Genomic DNA, 18,573 nt, shown 5'->3' with positions numbered 1-18,573 from the left:
TTTCGCTCCAAGCTGTTTAAGATATAATGAAAGTATAGGATAGCCCCTAGGGCCGGACCAATGGATTTAAGAAAACAGTTGAGGGTAAAAATGTGTACGCTTTCAAAAGGGGCGATTATCATGATGTCAGAGCGTGTAGGAACGTTTCTTCGCTCTATGTGGAGGAGGATCACGCAAAAATTAGTGAACAAGCTCATTCTACTTTTTACCTCGGTGATTATTCTGGTGGTGGGCTCACTCACAATTATTTCCTATCAGATGATTGAAAAGGAGTCGGTTAACCATAGCATCGCCAGCACGACCAATAATCTGTTGCTGGTCAATCAGAATTTGGAGGATTACTTGGAGGGAATGCAGCAGTTGGCTCTTCCGCAGCTTCGTTATAACGATATCATGAACGCCATTGCCAATGAGAATCGGGACTATGCTTCGAGAATGGTCATTGAAAATTACTTGCGCAGCATGTTTTATTCACGTAATGATCTGGAAGCGATCTATCTGTATGTGGCGGACCGACATCAATACTATGTGGTTACCAGGGAGACGTACAACATTACGGTGCGCAAAGGAATAAACACAGATATTCCCAAGCTTCCTTGGTATAAAGAGGCGATGGCTAGTACCACGAACGAATCATTTCAATCCTTTGTGGGGTCCCGCTCTGATATGGGTTATGTGGCGCCACAAGCCAGCTTTATGGCATACCATCGAGTGCTGAGGTCGATTGCATCCCGCCATCCGCAGGCGGTGCTGTCCTTTTATTACAATACGAGCGCCGTGGACGAAATCATGCAGAACATTCCACTGGGCAAAGGAGACCAATTGATGCTAATGAGCCCTAAAGGGGTTCCCTTTTATGTGAACAGCTTTCCGCTATATGAGCGGATGCGTGATTCCGGAGTGTTGGCACAGATCGGCAAGGGAGGAAGCGGGCGAGTAACGTGGTCAGATAGCAGTGGCAATCAGGAGTATTTGGTCGTCTATGATACTGGCGAAAAAGATGGGTGGCAGCTCATTAAGCCCATCCCATACCGCCAGATTTATGAAGCAGCTACGACAACACGGAATTGGAGCTATGCCATCGGGGCTTTATTTTTAGGTGTGTCTATTATATTAGTGACACTGACCTCGAACGCCATTACCCGACCTTTACATAAGCTGTCCACCCAGATGCAGCGGTTTAGCACCGGAGATTTTGGAGCAGCAGCTCCTGTGAAGGGACATGACGAGATTGCATATTTGTCGCTGCATTTTAACGAAATGGTCCAAAGAACCGAAGAACTTATTAATGAGCGCTATCGCATGAAGCTGGTCGAAAAGAACGCCATACTCAAGGCGTTGGAGGCTGAAATTAATCCTCATTTTCTGTACAATGCCCTGCAAGCCATATCCACGCAGGCATTAAAGCGGGAGATGTTCGACATGGCGGATATGGTGGATGCGTTGGCCCAAACGTTGCGGTATTCCATCAACGGCAAGGATATCGTAGTTGCCCGCGAAGAGCTCAAGCACATTGAACGGTATATAGGTCTGCAAAAAGCAAGGTTCGGAGCGAGATTGCGGGTCGAAGTGGTATGGGAAGAAACGCTGATGGAGCTGCCGATTCCGAGATTATCTGTGCAGACGTTGGTGGAAAACGCTATCAAGCATGCGTTGGAAAAAGTATCAAGCGATATTCTGATCGTCATTTCAGCCGAATCGAGTTCTACAAATGCCACAATTACAGTCAGGGACAACGGACCTGGAATTTCAGAGGACAAGCTGAAAATGGTGCTGGATTCATTCCATGAAAAATGGGAAGAACGGGAGAGCGAGCATATTGGTTTGAAAAATCTGAACACACGGTTGAAGCTTTTGTATGGAGATCAGGCAGGATTATTCATACTTACGGATGAAACGGGAACGGGAACGGAAATGAGAATGCAAATTCCCCGGGGAGGAAGTAGTCATGTATAACGTATTGATTATTGACGATGAGGAGCCATTGCGCGAAGCCATTCGTATCATCGGGGACTGGGACGGTCTGGGCATCGAACATATTTATGAGGCGACGAATGGAAGGTTGGGACTGGAGCTGTTGGGTCAGCACCATATAGATGTGGTGATGGTCGATATGAAAATGCCTGAGCTGAACGGTATCGAATTTCTTCGTGCTATCGAAAAGGCATATCCCCACCTGCTGACGATTGTCATTAGTGGCTACAATGACTTTGAATTTACACGGCAGGCGATTCAATCCCGGGTGGTGGACTATCTGCTCAAACCTATCAATCGTCAGGATCTGAACCAGGCACTGCGCAAAGCAGTGGACATTCTGGAAAGTCGAGAGCAAAGCAAAAACAAGTTCATTAGCCAGAACATTACGCTGAATATGTCACTGCCGAAGCTGAAAGAGAAGCTATATTTGTCCATTTTGGACGGTAGCTTTAAAAGGCAGGCCAATACGACGTTGCTCCCATTGATCGGAGCGGATCAGCCGGGGAATCGCTTTGGGGTGATCGTGCTGCGGCTGCTGAACAGGGATGAGATTCGCAGGACGCGTTTTCATGGCGATGCCGATCTGATGGATTTTGCCGTGACCAATGTGTTAGCTCAGACATCAGATGAACGGTTGAGTTGTTTTAGCTTCTCCCATCCGCGACGGGAGCGTGAGATCGTTTCGATCTGTACCTTGGCCCCAGGACAAGAAGAACATATGGCCTTACTATTGGCACAAGTGACACAGAAGGCGGTGGTGAACCTGCATGGGCTGTTCAGCATGGTGGTAGTTGCCGGATTGGGTAAGCTCTGCACAGATGTATTGGAGCTAGCGTCTGCTTATATGGATGCCAAGACGCTCATTCACAGCACGGATGTGTTGAAGATGGAAGGGGAATCCATTCTTCATACAGTGCCACGGCAAATGGGTACGTTAGAGGAAATGTCATGGACGGAGCGACTGTTGTCGATCCAAAAGGATGCTCAGACAGGTCAGGCGAACCGGGCAAAGGTACTGCTGGGCGATCTGCTGAAACAATTGGCATCAGGCCCTATTTTCCGTTTACAGGATGCGGATCGAATGATGAAGGAGTTCCATTTTTTACTGAGAGAAGCTGCGATTGAGTTGGGTGCGTCTACGTCAGCGTTGAATCAAGATGGAGCTTTGGAAGAACCGGAGCAAGTGGGGGAAAGCGATTTGTCTGCTGATTTTACGAGCTTTGTCCACTACGGTCAGAGATTGAATCGGATGCTGGAGCTTTACATTGCTGGGGTCCAACATGCTCAAGCGGGGAACCAGCCCTTTGACATAACGGACATCAAAAGGCACATCGACCGTTATTATTTTGAGAATATCAAAATTTCGTTTTTTGCCGAAACCTATTTCTTGAGTCGGGAATACCTGATGAAGCTGTTTAAGCAGCAGTTTGGTTACGGTATTCACGAATATGTACAGAAGGTTAGAATGGACAAGGCGAAGGAGCTGCTGGGTGATTCTAGCCTGAAAATACAGGAAATCTCGGATATGCTCGGCTACAAAGATAAAAATTATTTCAGTAAGGCTTTTCGTAATTATTATCAGGTGTCACCGTCTGAGTATCGCGTGAGCCTGCAATAAACCACTTTTTTACCCTTAACGCTTCACTAATCTGCCTTTTTTAATTGGAGTATATTTTTTAGAATGAGCGCATGGACGTTGATCACAAACAAATGGGGGAGTATCCATGTTAAAGAAGATGATGGCGTTATCCGGCAGTTTGCTTTTGACGGTCGGTTTGTTGAGCGGATGCGGAAGCAGCGGCGGCACAGATGCGGCGAAAGGAACTGCTGACGGCAAAGAAGATTTGAAAACGGTTACAATAAATATGTTCACAGCCTCGCCGGAGTATACGGATGCTTTTAACGCGTATATAGAGGAGTATAAGAAGGTCAAACCTAACGTGAAGATCAATCTGGAGATCATGCAGGCAGACTACAACACGATTCTGAAGTCGAAAATAGCCTCAGGTAGTACACCGGATGTATTCCAAACGACGGCAGGAGGCGACATCGACACGTATGCGGATTATAGCGCCGACCTGACCAATGAACCGCTGGCAGCAGCCATGACGGATGCCGTTCGAGCGAATATGAGTTCCAGTGACGGCAAAGTGCTGGGACTCCCGGTGAAGGGGAACCTGTTTGCGTTGATTTACAACAAAGATTTGCTTACCAAGGCTGGGATAACCTCCCCGCCGAAGACAATTGCGGAGATGCAGGATGCTGTTACCAAACTAGAGGCGAAGGGCATTACTCCATTTGCCAACGCATATAAAGAGTGGTGGGTATGGAAGCATATCTTCATGCACTATGTAGATGCTGCCGCGCAGGATGCTGGCGTAGAGCCGAAGCAGCTCGTTAATGATTTTATCGCAGGTAAAGCAAAAATCAAGGACTACCCAGTGCTGTACAACAACTTCTTTAGCTTCATCGATTTAACGGTGAAACATGGCACAGATAAGCCGCTGGAACGGGACAGCAATGCGGGAGTAAGTGATTTTGCATCTGGAAAAGCTGCGTTTATGACGGGTAAAGGTGCGTGGGATGAGGAAGCGATCAAGAAAATTAATCCTGATCTCAAGATTGGCATCATGGGATATCCGGTGAGTGACAAAGCGGATCAATCGGTCATCATTACCGGTGCGGATCAGGCGCTGCGTATCAACAAGGATTCCGAAGTATCGAAGGAAACGATTGAATTTTTCAACTGGCTGTACACTTCGGAATACGGCAAGAACTGGTTCTCCCAGGTAGCGAAGGTGATTCCTCCAATTAAGGATGCACCGCTTCCTGATCTGGAAATGCCTAAGGAAATGGAAAGCATTTTGAAAACGTCGAAGTCCGGTGATCTATCTGTTAACTACTCGCTGGATACGTTCCACCAAAAATTTGGCGAGCTGATGCAGGCATATATCAGCGGCAACATGAACAAGGATCAGGCGGTTGCAGAGATTGAGAAGGCATGGGTGCAATTAGGTTCAGCACAATAAGATTGTTCCGCAGAGGCGTCCGTAAGGGCGTCTTTTTGTGTTATAGCTAGGAGGCGGAGAGGGGATAGACAAAAAAATATTTAATAATATTTAAATATTTACTTGCAAAAAGTTATTGAGTTGTGGATAATAGGTTGTGTGCAATATATCTACACCATACGACATACATAATGACTGCAAGTTGCAAATGTGAGAGATCCCCCGTTGGAGGGAATCTCTTTTATTCCGTTTGGACTATGCCGATTATGTTTTTAATAGACCGTGTAATTTGGAGCGTATTTTTCGTTTATGTGACGAAGATAAAAAGGAGATGAACGTTTTGACGAATTCGTTGTTTACACCGTATACACTGAAAGATTTGGAATTAAAGAATCGTGTGGTGATGCCCCCGATGTGCCAATACTCGGTGACAGCCAAGGACGGGATTCCGAATGATTGGCATCATGTCCATTACCTGAGCCGGGCTATTGGAGGCACGGGCCTGATTATTATAGAAATGACGGACGTGGAACCGGATGGACGGATTACAGATTATGATCTGGGTCTTTGGTCAGACGAGCATGTCCCAGCTTATAAGAAGCTGGTTGACGGCATTCATGCGCACGGGTCCAAGGTAGGCATCCAGATTGCTCACGCGGGCCGTAAAGCTGAGGATGCAGCTGAGCCAGTTGCTCCTTCGGCCATTGCATACCCGGATGCGAATTATAAACAGCCACGCGCGCTTACGACGGAGGAAGTCCGTGGCATGGTGCAGAAATTCGCAGACGCTACCCGGCGTGCAGTTCAAGCGGGCGTGGATACGATTGAACTGCACGGGGCCCATGGTTACTTGATTCACCAATTCCATTCGCCAGTTACAAACAAGCGGGACGACGAGTACGGTAAGGATTTATCCCGTTTCGGTGTTGAGGTTATTCGGGCTGTACGTAAGCAAATGCCTGCGGGTATGCCGTTAATCTTACGCATCAGCGCGGTGGAATACGTAGATGGTGGGTACGATGTGGATCATGCCATTGAGCTGAGCCGTGCATATCAGGCGGCAGGCGTAGATGTGATCCATGTTAGCTCGGGCGGGGAAGGCCCTGCCGGCGCCAGAAAGCCGGGCAACTATCCGGGCTATCAAGTGCCGTTCGCACGCCAAATTCGCGAGGCACTGAACATCCCGGTGATTGCAGTAGGCTCGTTGGATGACCCAGCCTTGGCGCAGTCCGTTATCGGCAACGAGGATGCTGATCTGGTCGCTGTGGGACGCGGATTGCTGCGCGATCCATATTGGGCGATTCATGCAGCAGTGACGCTGCGCGGCGAGGAGCCTTCCATACCTGAACAATATCAACGTGGCTACTGAGGCCTAAGTAATCCCACGTTGTTTATATATAAACAAGGCACCTGCAACGAAGTGTACGCTTCGTCAGGTGCCTGTTTTGTTTTATGGACAGATGGTACAGTGTAAGCAATCTTACACGTAGTAGTGGTTATATTTTGTATACTTGTATTATTTAGTGATTAGGAGGTTTGAAAGTGGAATATATTATCGAAACGAAAAAGCTCCGCAAACAGTTTGGGGGGGCTGTAGCTGTAGACGACATATCCTTACATGTGGAGCGTGGCAGTATCTACGGTTTCCTCGGTGAAAATGGAGCTGGTAAGACAACCACTATCCGCATGCTAATGAGGCTAATTGAGCCTACAAGTGGGGAGGTTTTTTTATTTGGCGAGCGGCTGGAGGAAAACTATCCTTCTATTTTCTCGAAAATAGGTACAATTATCGAAACGCCTGGTTTATATGAAAATTTGAGCGCGCGCGACAATCTAAGAATTTGCTGTATGTATATGGGGGTGCAGGACGATGGAAGGATAGAACGTACCCTAACTACGGTGGGATTAGAGCATACCGGCAAAAAAAAGTTTAAGGATTTTTCCCTAGGGATGAAGCAAAGATTAGGGATTGCGAGGGCGCTTGTTCATGACCCTGAGTTGCTTATATTAGATGAGCCGACGAACGGACTGGACCCATCTGGAATTAAGGAAATTCGTCAGTTATTGAAGCGGTTGTGCGAGGAAGAAGGAAAAACGATTCTTATTTCCAGCCACATCTTGAGCGAAATTCAGCAGTTAGCTACACACATCGGGATTATACATAATGGAAAACTGTTAGCGGAAGATCGTTTGAGCCGGTTAGAGGAAGGCTTTGAGCAATATACAGATGTAAAGGTAGATGATGCAGAAGCAGTGCAAATATTTCTGCAAGAGCACATGAAGCAGCTTCAATCTAATGTAATATCCCCACAACAACTAAGAATTCATAGTCAGATTGAGAATACAGCTGCGTTAAATAAGCAGTTAATAGATCATCAGTTTTCAGTCTATGAGATACACACCACAAAGCAGACACTGGAGGAGTACTTTCTAACACTCATTTCAGAAGAGGGTGAGCGGCATGATTAGAGCAGAACTTATTAAGCTTAAAGGCTCTAAAGCCTTCTTGTTGAGCTATATTATATTACTGGCTGTTGTACTGTTGATGTTTGGATTGAGCGCTATTTTTTACAGATATTCAATTGATAATCTGGGTTGGGACTACTATTTTACAAATATTGTTTCCTTGGTCAATATTGCAGCCGGATTTATCAGCTATTACATTTTAACGGGTCATATTTTTGCAAGAGAGTATCAGGAAAACACGCATCTGTTTATGTTTACCACGCCTGTCACCAGGGTTAAATTTTATTTTAGTAAATTGATCATTATTTATGGATTTATTATTGTATCCTTATTTCTCGTTCTGTTTTTGTCTGCCTTATTAGGCATGTCCATTACAGATCGACCTTTAACGATGGCTATCTGGGTATACCAAATCCAAGTGTTTGCTAAAATGTGTGTGATGCATGCGATGTTAATTCCAATCGCCTCTTTTTTTGCTATACGCTGGAAGAGCATCATGGTGGTTGTACTCGTAGTTTGTACTGCAATATTTTTGAATTTTATATACAAAAGTGAATGGTACCCTTGGATTGTGCCCTATCTCTTATCTCCTAATGAAAGAAATGCGACTATACCTACCAATGTTTCAATAGCATGGCTCAGCTTATCCGTGATCTTTCTTCTTGGATTGTTTTTATCCATATGGACATATCAGAGAAGAGCCTAAATGAAGATTTTTTGAAAGGAGGGCTACTATGTTTGACCTGTTTAGAGCAGAGTGCTTGAAGCTGAAAGGAACTAAAATTCTTTTTCTAAGTGTGTTTATTTTAATAGCAACCGTATTTTTGACTTTTAGTACTTACGCCATAAATCCTAAACTTTCCTTGGATCGTGATGGATGGAATCAATACTTTATGGATTTGGTATCCTCCATTAATTTTCTGACTGGGTATATGAGCTATTATATTTTGACCTGCTATATCTATGCGAGAGAATATCAAGAGAGGACCCATATGTCCCTGTTTACAAGCCCGGTTCGTCGGAGTCATCTTTACTTCAGCAAGCTGCTTGTTATTTATATGTACATCGCTGTTAGCCTTCTGTTGGCATTTGGACTATCTGCGCTATTGGGTATGTTAATTACGGCCAGACCGCTAACCTTAGAAATCGTTAGGCATCAGCTTGGAATCTTCACTAAAATGATTCTTATGCACGCTATGCTCATCCCGATCATTACGTTCTTCGCTATACGATGGGAAAAATTTGTGCCCGCTATTATTGGGATGTGTACGGTTATGTGTTTAAATTTTGTTTTGGTTAATGCACCGGGGAATACCTTTTATCCATGGACAGTGCCGTTATTGTTTTCTCCCCATGGCGACATGGGCAGAACATTTACGTATGTTCCTGGAGGATTCATCAGTATTTGCTTCATTTTTGTGCTGGGACTTTTTTTAGCATTGCGAAGTTATGTTCGTATAGAAAAATAAGTAGAGTATAACAAAAAGAAATAGACCGCCCTGGAGAGGGAACACGGTCTATTTCTAATAGATAGCCCTTTTCAGCCGACCGCTCTTCAAGGCGGCTGTTGCCAAGAGTAGGGATGTTACAGCATCCTTGCTCTTTTTTAGTATATCCTTCTATAAAATATTTTAGCATATCTGAATAACCAATGTAACTGAATGCCACTGTTTACTTGGTGAAAATTTTAACTTCCTTTGGAGCAAGAGTTACGGTGATCGAACCGTTGTTAATCTGAATGGAGTCGTTGCTTAATTGGTTGGTCAGGCGAGTGCCGTTGGACAGATTATCGAAGTTGCCAATCGTGCGGGTTTGGCTATTCCAGGAGTTGTTGATAAAGACGATGGCCTCGTCGCCATTTTTAGAGCGCTGAAAACTGTAAAAGGAGTCGTCCACCCATTTTTCCTTTTGGTTGCCGTTTTGCAGAGCAGGGTGGTTGTTGCGCACAGAGTTCAGCTTAGCGATGTACTGATACAGGTCATGGTTGGCGTTGAAATTCATATTCTCCCGATTGGCGGGATCATCTCCGCCATTAAAGCCTTGCTCAGTGCCTTGGTAGATGATTGGAATTCCGCGTGACGTCAGAGTAAAGCCCAAAGCAGTTTTGAGCTGTGGCCATTTGTCATAGTTAGCACCCGGCTTGCCGGAGGCGTCATTCAGGAAACGTTTTACATCATGATTGTCGATAAATACCCCGTTGGTCTGGGCATCGCGATAGTAACGATCATCGGAGTAGCGCTCCTTGATTTTTCTCATGGATTGATCGTGTCCGAACACGTCCTTGATTGTATAATACATCGGAAAATCTAATGCGGCATCGAGATATCGGGTGTAATCCCCCACATAAGCAGGGTCGCCATGGAAAATTTCACCCATGGTGAAGGTATTGGCGGCTTGGTCAAAATCCTTCAGGAACCCTTTGGGTACATGCTTCACAGTGTCCACCCGCAGTCCGTCGACCCCCGACTCGTTCAACAGCCATTTGATCCAGTTTTTGAGCTCATTTGCTGTTGCAGGGTTGTCCTGATTCAGGTCATCTAATCCAGCCACATCACCGTTTTCGATTTTCGATTGGTTGTTGGAGCTGTAGTCTGCTCCTGTGATGTCGCCATTGTGATGATACCAATCTGCTTTGTCAAAGGGAGCCTTGGCGATGCCGTTCCCAGGTTGAAAATCGCCGGTGTGATTGGGAACTACGTCCAGCATAACAGCGATATTTTTGTCGTGTGCCTTACCAACCAGCTCTTTGAACTTGTCCATGGTACCGAGATGTCCGTCTACCGCATAAAAATCATACGTATGATAGCCGTGGTAAGCGTATTCGCTCTTTTGCATCGTTACTGGAGTAATCCAGATGGCGGTAAACCCCATATTTTTAATGTAGTCGAGTTGGTTAATAATACCTTGAAAATCGCCACCGTGCCACTTGCGTTGATCGCTGTTGTTGGAATTGAAGCCACCGTAGTTATCGTTGGATGTATCTCCGTTGCTGAAACGGTCTGTCATGATAAAATAAATGCTCTGTTTGCTCCAGTCTGTGTTGAGGGGAGTGGGCTTGGAGAGGGTACCCGGATCTATAGAGGTGAAGGCGCTCGAAAGCGCCTCCGTTTGAGCAGTTACTTCAACTTCGTTAACATTGGGTGTGTAGGTAGAAGTGCTTACATTTAAGGATACACCCGAAAGTTTTTCTGTTTGGATAGGCCCTGCCACTTCGTTGAGGTCGGTTGTGTAGGTGGAAGTCACTACGCTGACGGCACTTCCTGAAGGTGCCCCCGTTCGGATAGATCCTGCAGCTCCGTTCAAGCCGGGTGTGTAGGTAGAAATTCCAGTGCTGAAAAGGTGATTTTTAGTATTGTTGCTGTCCCAGTTGTTATTGCCGTCATTAAAAGCAGCTTCCAATTGGGAGGCAGAACCGATATCGACGGTAATTTTAGCATAGCCGCTAATTTCGGCATCCTGCATTTTCACACCCGGTGCAGCAGTCCAGCTACCACCAGCCGGACGGTAGTGAATGTAAGGCGAGTTAAAGCCTTTTTTGTAGTATACCGTTACTTTGTTAGTTGTACCGCCGCCATCCCCGGGATTCGCGCCCGATGGAGCGCCTGAAGTGATCGTTCCTGCATTGCTACTATTACCGGGCGTGTACGTAAAAGTGCCCGTGCTAAAGGAGTAGTTTTTGGTATTGTTGCTGTCCCAGTTGTTATTGCCGTCGTTAAAAGCGGCTTCCAATTGGGAGGCAGAACCGATATCGACGGTAATTTTAGCATAGCCGCTAATTTCGGCATCCTGCATTTTCACACCCGGTGCAGCAGTCCAGCTACCACCAGCAGGACGGTAGTGAATGTAAGGCGAGTTGAAGCCTTTTTTATAGTATATCGTTACTTTGTTGCCTGTACCGCCATTATTGTCAGGCTTGGCTTTGCTGATGATATATTGTTTGAATCCACTCAACTCACCGGTTGGTGAGCCATCATTGTTGACGAGATTGTTGATGCGCAATAACGTAAACCCGTGATAACCGAACTTCGTGATTTTCTCCTCGATTTTTTGGAAGCCGCTGCCGCCTGTCGGGAGTGCATTTTCACCATTCAGGCGAACACCCTTGGCATTCGCGATGGAGGAGACGGTATCAACCAGGGTGGACGGCAACGAATAATTCGGTGCTGTGCCACTGTCACTCATCTCCAGGCAAGTAAATGTCAAGTCTAGATCGGCATCCTTGAATTTCTGAATAAGACGGTTGTAATCATAATATCCACCCGCTTGTTCTGTGCTGTGAGGCATGGCAGGATTGTTCATCTGCCAGTGCAGACCGGAAATCTTGGCTCCGATACGGACACCGAACACAGAATCGAAGTTTTTGTGTGCAGCAGCTCCGATGACGCCCAGATGCTTCTCAAGCACGCTTTGGTACCACGACAGAAAATCCTTCCCATACGTGGAATTATACCCGCCGTTCGTATAAAATCCGTCCCCGTCAGTCGGCGGATTGATTTGGCTAAGGCTGCTCAGCTTGGTACCCCAGGCTGCATTAATCTTGTCCATTGATCCATACTTTTCATTCATGGCCGTGCGGAACGCACTTTTGGCTGTTTCAGTGTAGGCTTGGAATTTGCCCCGTGCAGGATAACTCCATCCCGCTGCCGGATAGTATGAAGGATATCGCAATTCTCCAGAGGGCCCACCGCTTAAATAAATTTTGGGAATGATGCTTTTGTAGCTAGCAAAGGTTTGAGCAAATGAGGCATATAGCTCGTCATATTGTTTACCAGTCCCGCTCCATAATGGAGAGAGGGCTTCGTTATTGGCAAAACCGTTTTCGTCCTTGAACTGCATTTCATCTGCACTGCCCTTGCTCGACAGCCAGCTTGGCAGTGGGATGTTGCAGTCATCTCCCACATTTCCTCCACACTTATGCGTTGAGATGATAGGAACCCACTTCAGTCCCGCTTCTTTCACGGCATCTGCATAGGTCTTGTAGTAGCTCCAATCGAACTGGTTATCTCCTGCGCTCTCCACATAGCCCCACCAGACGTCGGTAGTGATGGCATACACGCCATTGTTTTTCAACGTTTGCAGTTGCTTTTTAAAGGAACCCCAGTCATTAATTTTCGCCAGCGGTCCCATAACGGAAGCCTGAAAATCATCTGCAACCGCAGCGCTCGCCGTATTAGAGGGTGAGCCAATGAAGGCGGTCAGAGAGAGCACAAGGCTTAGTAGAAGCATACACCCTTTTTTCCATAGACTTCGATACAAGGTCAAACCGATCATCCTCCCCAAAGCATAGTCTAATTCGACAACATTTTGTAAACGTCTACAAAAATAGTATAAAGCAAGCGGTTGCATAAAAAGAAGAATTTATTGCACACTCAGAGTGGACAAATATGACATTTTACGTAAGCAACCGTGTGCTTAAAAGCTTCCAGGCAAAAAAAATAAGGCATAGGTCTGAGAAAGACGCATGCCTTTTAATGATGTGCGGATAGACAATGCCAGTATAGGAGAAAGCGAACCTAGGCGTAGAGAAGCCCTGTTCCAGTCTGTATGAAAGTATTGCCGAGGCAGCTTGCTTAATAAATAGGGCGATTCTTCTGGTCCGGAATGCCACTTTTACGGTAGAAATACGTATTGATCCGATCCCGCCATTCTTTGGCATGCTCAGTCTGATGCTCCAGCCGCTTCAGCACCTGTTCATACATGGCATCATTCAGTTGCCCTCGTAGACTAACCCATGTGTCTCGGAGATGGGCCGCACGTTCTGCACCTTCAAAATGGGTATCATAAATGTGCTGTATGACAGTTTGGCCGGAGTGGAGCAAGTGTGTATAAGGAACATGGTGAAAGAATAAAAGCAGCTCATCCGGGCAGGTGTCCGTAGATTCGTAGATATTAGTATTGGGAGAAAAATATTGTCCTGCATAGCCCGTTCCGGTTGCGGACGTGCGATCTACCCCGATCCCCCGACAATCAGCAAAATGGTAGGTGCCCCACATAGAATATTCGTACCCGTCTACATCCGGCCCATAGTGGTGATCGGGACTGACCATCCAGCCGACCCCGAGAGGGGCGGTGTAGGATTCGTAGATATTCCATGAATCGAGCAGCATCTGCTTAAGGGTAGAAATCAAATCTGTGTCGCCGTCGCTATTCCCTTGTCTGCCAAACGTCAGCCGAACCCACTCGTCAGCGATTTCGTCTGCGGACAGCTCCGGGTCCCATGCCAACCGGCCATAGCCATAAAGATTGGACTGGGCGAGCAAATGTCCGGTCCAATTGGTGTCTGCACCAATATTGGATACAGCGGCTATTCCATAGTTGGTATGCTTGGAAGAATGCAGAGCGCCACTCACGATACGCTTGATGGTGGAGCCTTTTCCTCGGGCGTAGGTGTCAAAATCCAATACCTCCTTCCATTGCGGAACAAGGTAACATAGATGTTTCTGTTGGCCGGTGTACTCTTGCGCAATTTGAAATTCCAGCAGTACCTGAGTGGATTCCAGCGCACCGAACAGGGGAGAGACAGGCTCCCGCACCTGAAAATCCATGGGACCATTTTTGATCTGTAAAATGACATTTTCTCGAAACAGTCCATCCAGCGGTTTAAAATGGTCAAAGGCTGCGCGGGCCCGATCCGTCTTGCGATCGCGCCAGTCCTGCTTGCAGTTGTAGACAAAGCAGCGCCAAATCACGCGTCCGCCATAGGGCTGCAATGCATCTGCCAGCATATTGGCTCCATCGGCGTGATGGCGTCCGTAGCTGAACGGTCCAGGCCGATTTTCGGAATCGGCTTTGACCACAAAACCACCCAGATCAGGAACGGCGGCGTAAACTTCCTGGGCTTTGGTCTGCCACCATTCAGCTACAGCTGATTCTAAGGGATCGGCCGTGGTTAACCCGCCGAGCTGAATAGGACTGGCATAGTTAATGCTCAAGTAGATCTGTATGCCATAGGCGCGAAACACCGCAGCTACTTTAGCCACATCCGGTAGGAATTTATCTGCAATCAGCTCAGTCTCTACCTGATGGACATTCACATTGTTGATGGATAGTGCTTGAATGCCTACAGAAGCGAGCAGACGGGCATAGTCACGCAGGCGCTCCATATTTGTAGTAAAGGCATTATTGTCGTAGAAAATAGATCCGCCCGCATATCCACGTTCAACACTACCATCCATGTTATCCCAGTGGTTGATCATGCGGATGGGATTAACAGGGTTGGATAATTGGTCTAGAATGGGGGCGTGCAATGATTCGGTGGTGGGCTTCAACTTCCCATCTAGTCCTCCCTGCAGGTAGCGCAGCAGATGAAAGACTCCGTACAATACGCCTTTGGAGGTCTGCCCTGCGACTGTAACGTATTGTCCTTTGAACTCATCGTTACCATGCGAAGCTGAATATGCCGGATCTGGCATCTCTATCCCGCGAATTCGGTAGCCTTCTGCACCCACTTCTGCCTGTTCCTCTGCGCTGAATCGTTCTGCGACCAAAGGATGTGCTGGGAACGTACCCAGCGCAATGAATGGCGCATTCACAGGAACGGCGCTGATCTTCGGCTGCTGTCCAAACATGGAGGTCAATCCGTGCTGAAGCTCACTCGCAGCCGATTCAAGCACTTCATCTGTCTCATGGACCACGATGAACCTGCACCAAGCGGGCAGCTTTTCTACCTTACTATTGCGGCTGTAATGCAGCCAAGCCGCATAGCCGCTCTCTTTTGGCATATCCATAAGCTTGCTCATATTGGAGCCTCCTTTTGGGCAGGTGAAGATGATCCTCAGACATGCTGTTCCTGATCCTGACTCATATGTTCAGGGAGAGTCAGACGGTTGCCGTTGCCTTCATACAGCCACAAAATGGCGGTAACTCCGCGTGGATAGTATTTGCTGCCGTGAGCAATACCGGACAGTATCTGATCACTCCAGCACCAATAGGATTCTTCAGGGTGAAGGAGCCATGAGACGTGGGCAGCGTCTGCGGCCTGCCCAGCTTCTTCCCAAGGCAGTTCCAGCAGCTCACGGGCAATAAATTGTGACAGATAGATTTTGCTCAGCCAGGAGTTGTTACTGGTCGAGGACAGCTTCCAGCCTCCGTCTTCAAACAGACAAACTCCCGGTACCAGTACAGTTTCCAAATGGCGCCGCAGTGCTTGGATATATCCACCGAACCGTCCATCAGGCTTAAGCGCAGCCTCACATCCTGTAAAGTAAGGGAAGATCAGCCCCTCAATGGCAGGAATAATCTGCGAGTCATTGCCTTCCTTAATAACTGCAGGAATATAGCCATTGTCTGTCATATGTGCTGTGATTGCGGCTGCGCATTTGTCCGCCTGTAAGCCAGCCTCCTGTGAGAGGGAGTTAAGCCCTTTTGAGGCAAATATTTTTTCCAGTGCAACATATACCGCCCAGCATTTGCTGCCTAGATAAATGTTGTTGCGGGACTGACCCAGAGATACGTCCAGACTGTCGTAGGTCGTAATTTCTGCGCCTCCCCGGGTTCTAGAGCTGTCCAAGCCCATCAAGCCGTTTCGTTGTGCCGGATCGGGGTGATCCCGCCGTAGCATGCTTTCGAAGCAGTCACACAAGACAGGCAGCATGCGTGTTGTAAATGACTGATCCTGTGTCTGCTCGATATATACCGTGGCGCAGCAAAGCCAGTTCACCAGCTCCTCATGGCTCATGTAAGAGAAGCAGTCGTCAATCCCTGCCAGCTCATAACAGGAGTATCCCTGCCGGGAGAACACGTTGGCCACGCCCATATCATGCGTAAACGTGATACCACCCGGATAGGTCTGTTCCTCTCCCAGAAAGCGTACCTCATCCCGATAGCTGTACCTTTGGACAAACCACTCCAGCTCGTTGCGTACCGTCCATGGATTTAAAATCAATTCATAGTAGAGCTGATCTGCCGTCAAATCGAGTGTATTCATCATCCGATACTCGCCTTCGTTCACAACCCAGATCGGTTCTCCGTCCGCTTGGTGACTAAGCAGTTGGGTGCTGCCGTAGTAGCTGTGGATCGCCTGAGCGAGCATGAATTCCTGGTCTGGGCTCAGGTTGGCCGACTCCATCCAGCGATTAGCCTGAACACAGGCTGCGGTGAGGTCTGTAAAATGCTTCAATGCATAGCTCCCCACGTCTTCAATATCCTTGAACAGCCGGGTATAGTAATACGATGCTTCGATGCCTGTCGTTACGATGCCGCCGCGATAGAAGCATATGGCGAAGGTATACGTGCGCTTCTCACCTGCGGGAACGTCCATCAGAAGCGCACCCGTCACGCCCAGGCCAAAGGATAAATTCTCGGCCATGGTCTCCCCAAGCAGCTTCTCCATTGCAAATCCGCTGGCAGGTACTGCTTCGCTGCTGTTGGTCACAATGGCTGTGCTGCGCCCTTGGCCGATGCCTGTGAGTCTTTCCTCCAATGGGATAGAATCCGTAGTGTCCCTGCGCGGATCTTCTCCAATAATGCGTATGCCGCTATACGGATCACTGCCCTGATAGCCGAAAAAAGCTTTTCGTGCTGCAGTTCCTTGCGTGTTATCGACGGTTAGCTCAGCGAATACCGCCGGAACCAACGCTGCTCGCAGCTCATCCATACCCGCGGTTCCCGGCTCGGGCACCGGGCGAACAGGAGAGTACAGCCGGAACGTCAAATCACCAGCCTGCCATGTATCCGTTCCTGCTTTTAGCTCACGGGTAATGTCTGAATCGGCAAAGGCCATAAGCTGTGGTTCCGTTCGTTTACCCTTTTTCTCCACGTCGTAGCGGGCACTTTCATCCTGTGTGGATGCAAAAAAGGGAAGCGCCTCGTATGATCCGCCATCTCTGGATTGCAGCCCAACATATACATTTTCATCGGCAGGCTTGCCCAGCTCCAAACCGAGTCCGCCGCGATTGCCCTTAAACCCAAGCGTAAAGCTGGAAAAAGAACCGATAGGTGCATGCTGCGTGTTATAAAATATATTTTTCGACATATAATGAAACCCCTTTCATAGTAAGGTTTAACTTTGACTAACTTCACTTAGAGCCTAGCATGGCAAATGGCGGGGAACCATTGTCAAATCGCTCAACTATTTATCCAAATCGCGCTGAAAGCGATATACTAGAGTATATCCATGTAAGTAAGCCAGGAGGGAAAACATGTCGTCACCACGTTTACCGAAGCGTCCCCATCATCCAGATCTTGCAGCTGCCGGAGAGGAATTCTTTTTTCCCGATGTGCGGACCACAGTCAATTTGTTTGCCATTCATACACGAAGTGTCGGAAGAGAGTGGAGCTATCCGCCACACGAGCATCCTCAATATGAAATTAACATCGTGCTTGCGGGAGAACAGATCATGGTTGTGGATGGTCGCAGCTATACCCAGCGACAGGGTGATCTGGTGCTGCTGCGCCCGGGTATTGTCCACTCCAGCCATAGTAACGGAGAGGGATTTACGTATTTTTGTATGCATTTCGACATTGATGATAAGCTGTTTCTCTCGCTCCTGAGTCGTCTGGAGCAGGTGCTGTTTCCAGCTGAAGGCACCGTGGCAGGTCAGATGGGACCAGCGCTGGGCAAGCTGCTCGATCTTTCAACGCCAGAAGACATAGGAATAGGTAGTGATTCGGTGGCAAAGCGTATGCGAATTCAATCTGCTGTGTTTGAACTGTTCGCAACGTTGTGGGAGGCTGTATCCAGTGAAGCGGCCCATCTGCCGGGGCGTGGATATGTGCAGGCAGAGCTTGCCCATCAGATTGCCAGTCGTCTTCAGGGCAGAGTGAATCAGCCTTATGGACAGGCTGGCTCGGTCGAAAAACAGGATGGGATCGAGGGGATTTCATCCGAGCTAGGTATTAGCGTGTCCCATTGTAATCGTGTATTCCGTAGCGTTTTCGGCGTATCTCCCCGTGTATATCTATCCGGGCTTGTGCTGCATGAGGCCAAGTTGCTGTTGGCTGATCCGCAATGGTCGGTGCAACAAATTGCCGATATGCTCGGCTATGGGGATATTGCGCATTTTAGCAGACAGTTCAAGCGCTGGTCGGGCCAATCGCCGACATCCTATCGCAAAAGCACGGTACAGGAAAGCCCATACGAATAAAAATGAGTATGTCTTAAAAATAGTTACGATATAATCCT

11 protein-coding genes are annotated in these 18,573 nt (G+C 47.6%); 8 read left to right on the top strand and 3 right to left on the bottom strand.

Features of this window, described 5'->3' with window-relative positions; translation table 11 throughout:
- Positions 1 to 90: 90 nt before the first annotated feature.
- From MHI21_RS24635 to MHI21_RS24605, 7 genes are all read left to right on the top strand, one after another.
- Positions 91 to 1,956 (top strand): sensor histidine kinase, encoded by a 1,866-nt coding sequence (locus MHI21_RS24635; protein ID WP_342420245.1) that lies wholly within the window; start codon positions 91 to 93, stop codon positions 1,954 to 1,956.
- Positions 1,949 to 3,595, top strand: a complete 1,647-nt coding sequence (locus MHI21_RS24630) for a response regulator (RefSeq protein ID WP_342419068.1) — start codon at positions 1,949 to 1,951, stop codon at positions 3,593 to 3,595. Before MHI21_RS24635 ends, MHI21_RS24630 begins: the two co-directional genes overlap by 8 nt.
- Positions 3,596 to 3,701: 106 nt before the next feature.
- Positions 3,702 to 5,006 carry an extracellular solute-binding protein gene (locus MHI21_RS24625; protein WP_342419067.1) on the top strand — a complete coding sequence of 435 codons (1,305 nt, stop codon included), beginning with the start codon at positions 3,702 to 3,704 and terminating at the stop codon, positions 5,004 to 5,006.
- Positions 5,007 to 5,325: 319 nt separating this feature from the next.
- A complete protein-coding gene (locus MHI21_RS24620; RefSeq protein ID WP_342419066.1) occupies positions 5,326 to 6,354 on the top strand; it encodes an NADH:flavin oxidoreductase/NADH oxidase in 1,029 nt (342 codons plus the stop codon).
- Positions 6,355 to 6,527: 173 nt separating this feature from the next.
- Entirely contained in the window at positions 6,528 to 7,454 is a 927-nt protein-coding gene (locus tag MHI21_RS24615; protein ID WP_342419065.1) for an ABC transporter ATP-binding protein, read from the top strand.
- The gene (locus MHI21_RS24610) at positions 7,447 to 8,157 is read left to right on the top strand and encodes an ABC transporter permease (protein ID WP_341162769.1); all 711 of its coding nucleotides are present in this window, start codon (positions 7,447 to 7,449) and stop codon (positions 8,155 to 8,157) included. Before MHI21_RS24615 ends, MHI21_RS24610 begins: the two co-directional genes overlap by 8 nt.
- A 28-nt stretch (positions 8,158 to 8,185) precedes the next feature.
- Positions 8,186 to 8,920 (top strand): ABC transporter permease, encoded by a 735-nt coding sequence (locus tag MHI21_RS24605; RefSeq protein ID WP_342419064.1) that lies wholly within the window; start codon positions 8,186 to 8,188, stop codon positions 8,918 to 8,920.
- A 202-nt stretch (positions 8,921 to 9,122) separates the two neighbouring features.
- On the opposite strand, the gene MHI21_RS24600 is transcribed toward MHI21_RS24605, so the two are convergent.
- The 3 genes from MHI21_RS24600 to MHI21_RS24590 all read right to left on the bottom strand — a co-directional run bounded on the left by MHI21_RS24600 (position 9,123) and on the right by MHI21_RS24590 (position 17,424).
- Positions 9,123 to 12,713 (bottom strand): family 14 glycosylhydrolase, encoded by a 3,591-nt coding sequence (locus tag MHI21_RS24600; protein ID WP_342419063.1) that lies wholly within the window; start codon positions 12,711 to 12,713, stop codon positions 9,123 to 9,125.
- A 308-nt stretch (positions 12,714 to 13,021) separates the two neighbouring features.
- Positions 13,022 to 15,190, bottom strand: a complete 2,169-nt coding sequence (locus MHI21_RS24595) for an alpha-glucuronidase family glycosyl hydrolase (protein WP_342419062.1) — start codon at positions 15,188 to 15,190, stop codon at positions 13,022 to 13,024.
- A gap of 35 nt (positions 15,191 to 15,225) precedes the next feature.
- Complete coding sequence (locus MHI21_RS24590; protein ID WP_342419061.1) at positions 15,226 to 17,424, bottom strand: glycoside hydrolase family 52 protein; 2,199 nt, start codon at positions 17,422 to 17,424, stop codon at positions 15,226 to 15,228.
- A 166-nt stretch (positions 17,425 to 17,590) separates the two neighbouring features.
- Between MHI21_RS24590 and MHI21_RS24585 the strand changes: the two genes are divergently transcribed.
- Positions 17,591 to 18,535: an AraC family transcriptional regulator gene (locus tag MHI21_RS24585; protein ID WP_342419060.1), complete on the top strand. Its 945-nt coding sequence runs from the start codon at positions 17,591 to 17,593 to the stop codon at positions 18,533 to 18,535.
- The last annotated feature ends 38 nt before the right edge of the window (positions 18,536 to 18,573 follow it).

Origin of the sequence: Paenibacillus sp. FSL H8-0168 (genome assembly GCF_038592955.1) — a bacterium.
Lineage (GTDB): Bacteria > Bacillota > Bacilli > Paenibacillales > Paenibacillaceae > Paenibacillus > Paenibacillus polymyxa_B.
Note: the sequence above shows the minus strand (reverse complement) of the source record. Positions and strands in the feature narration are given on the sequence as shown.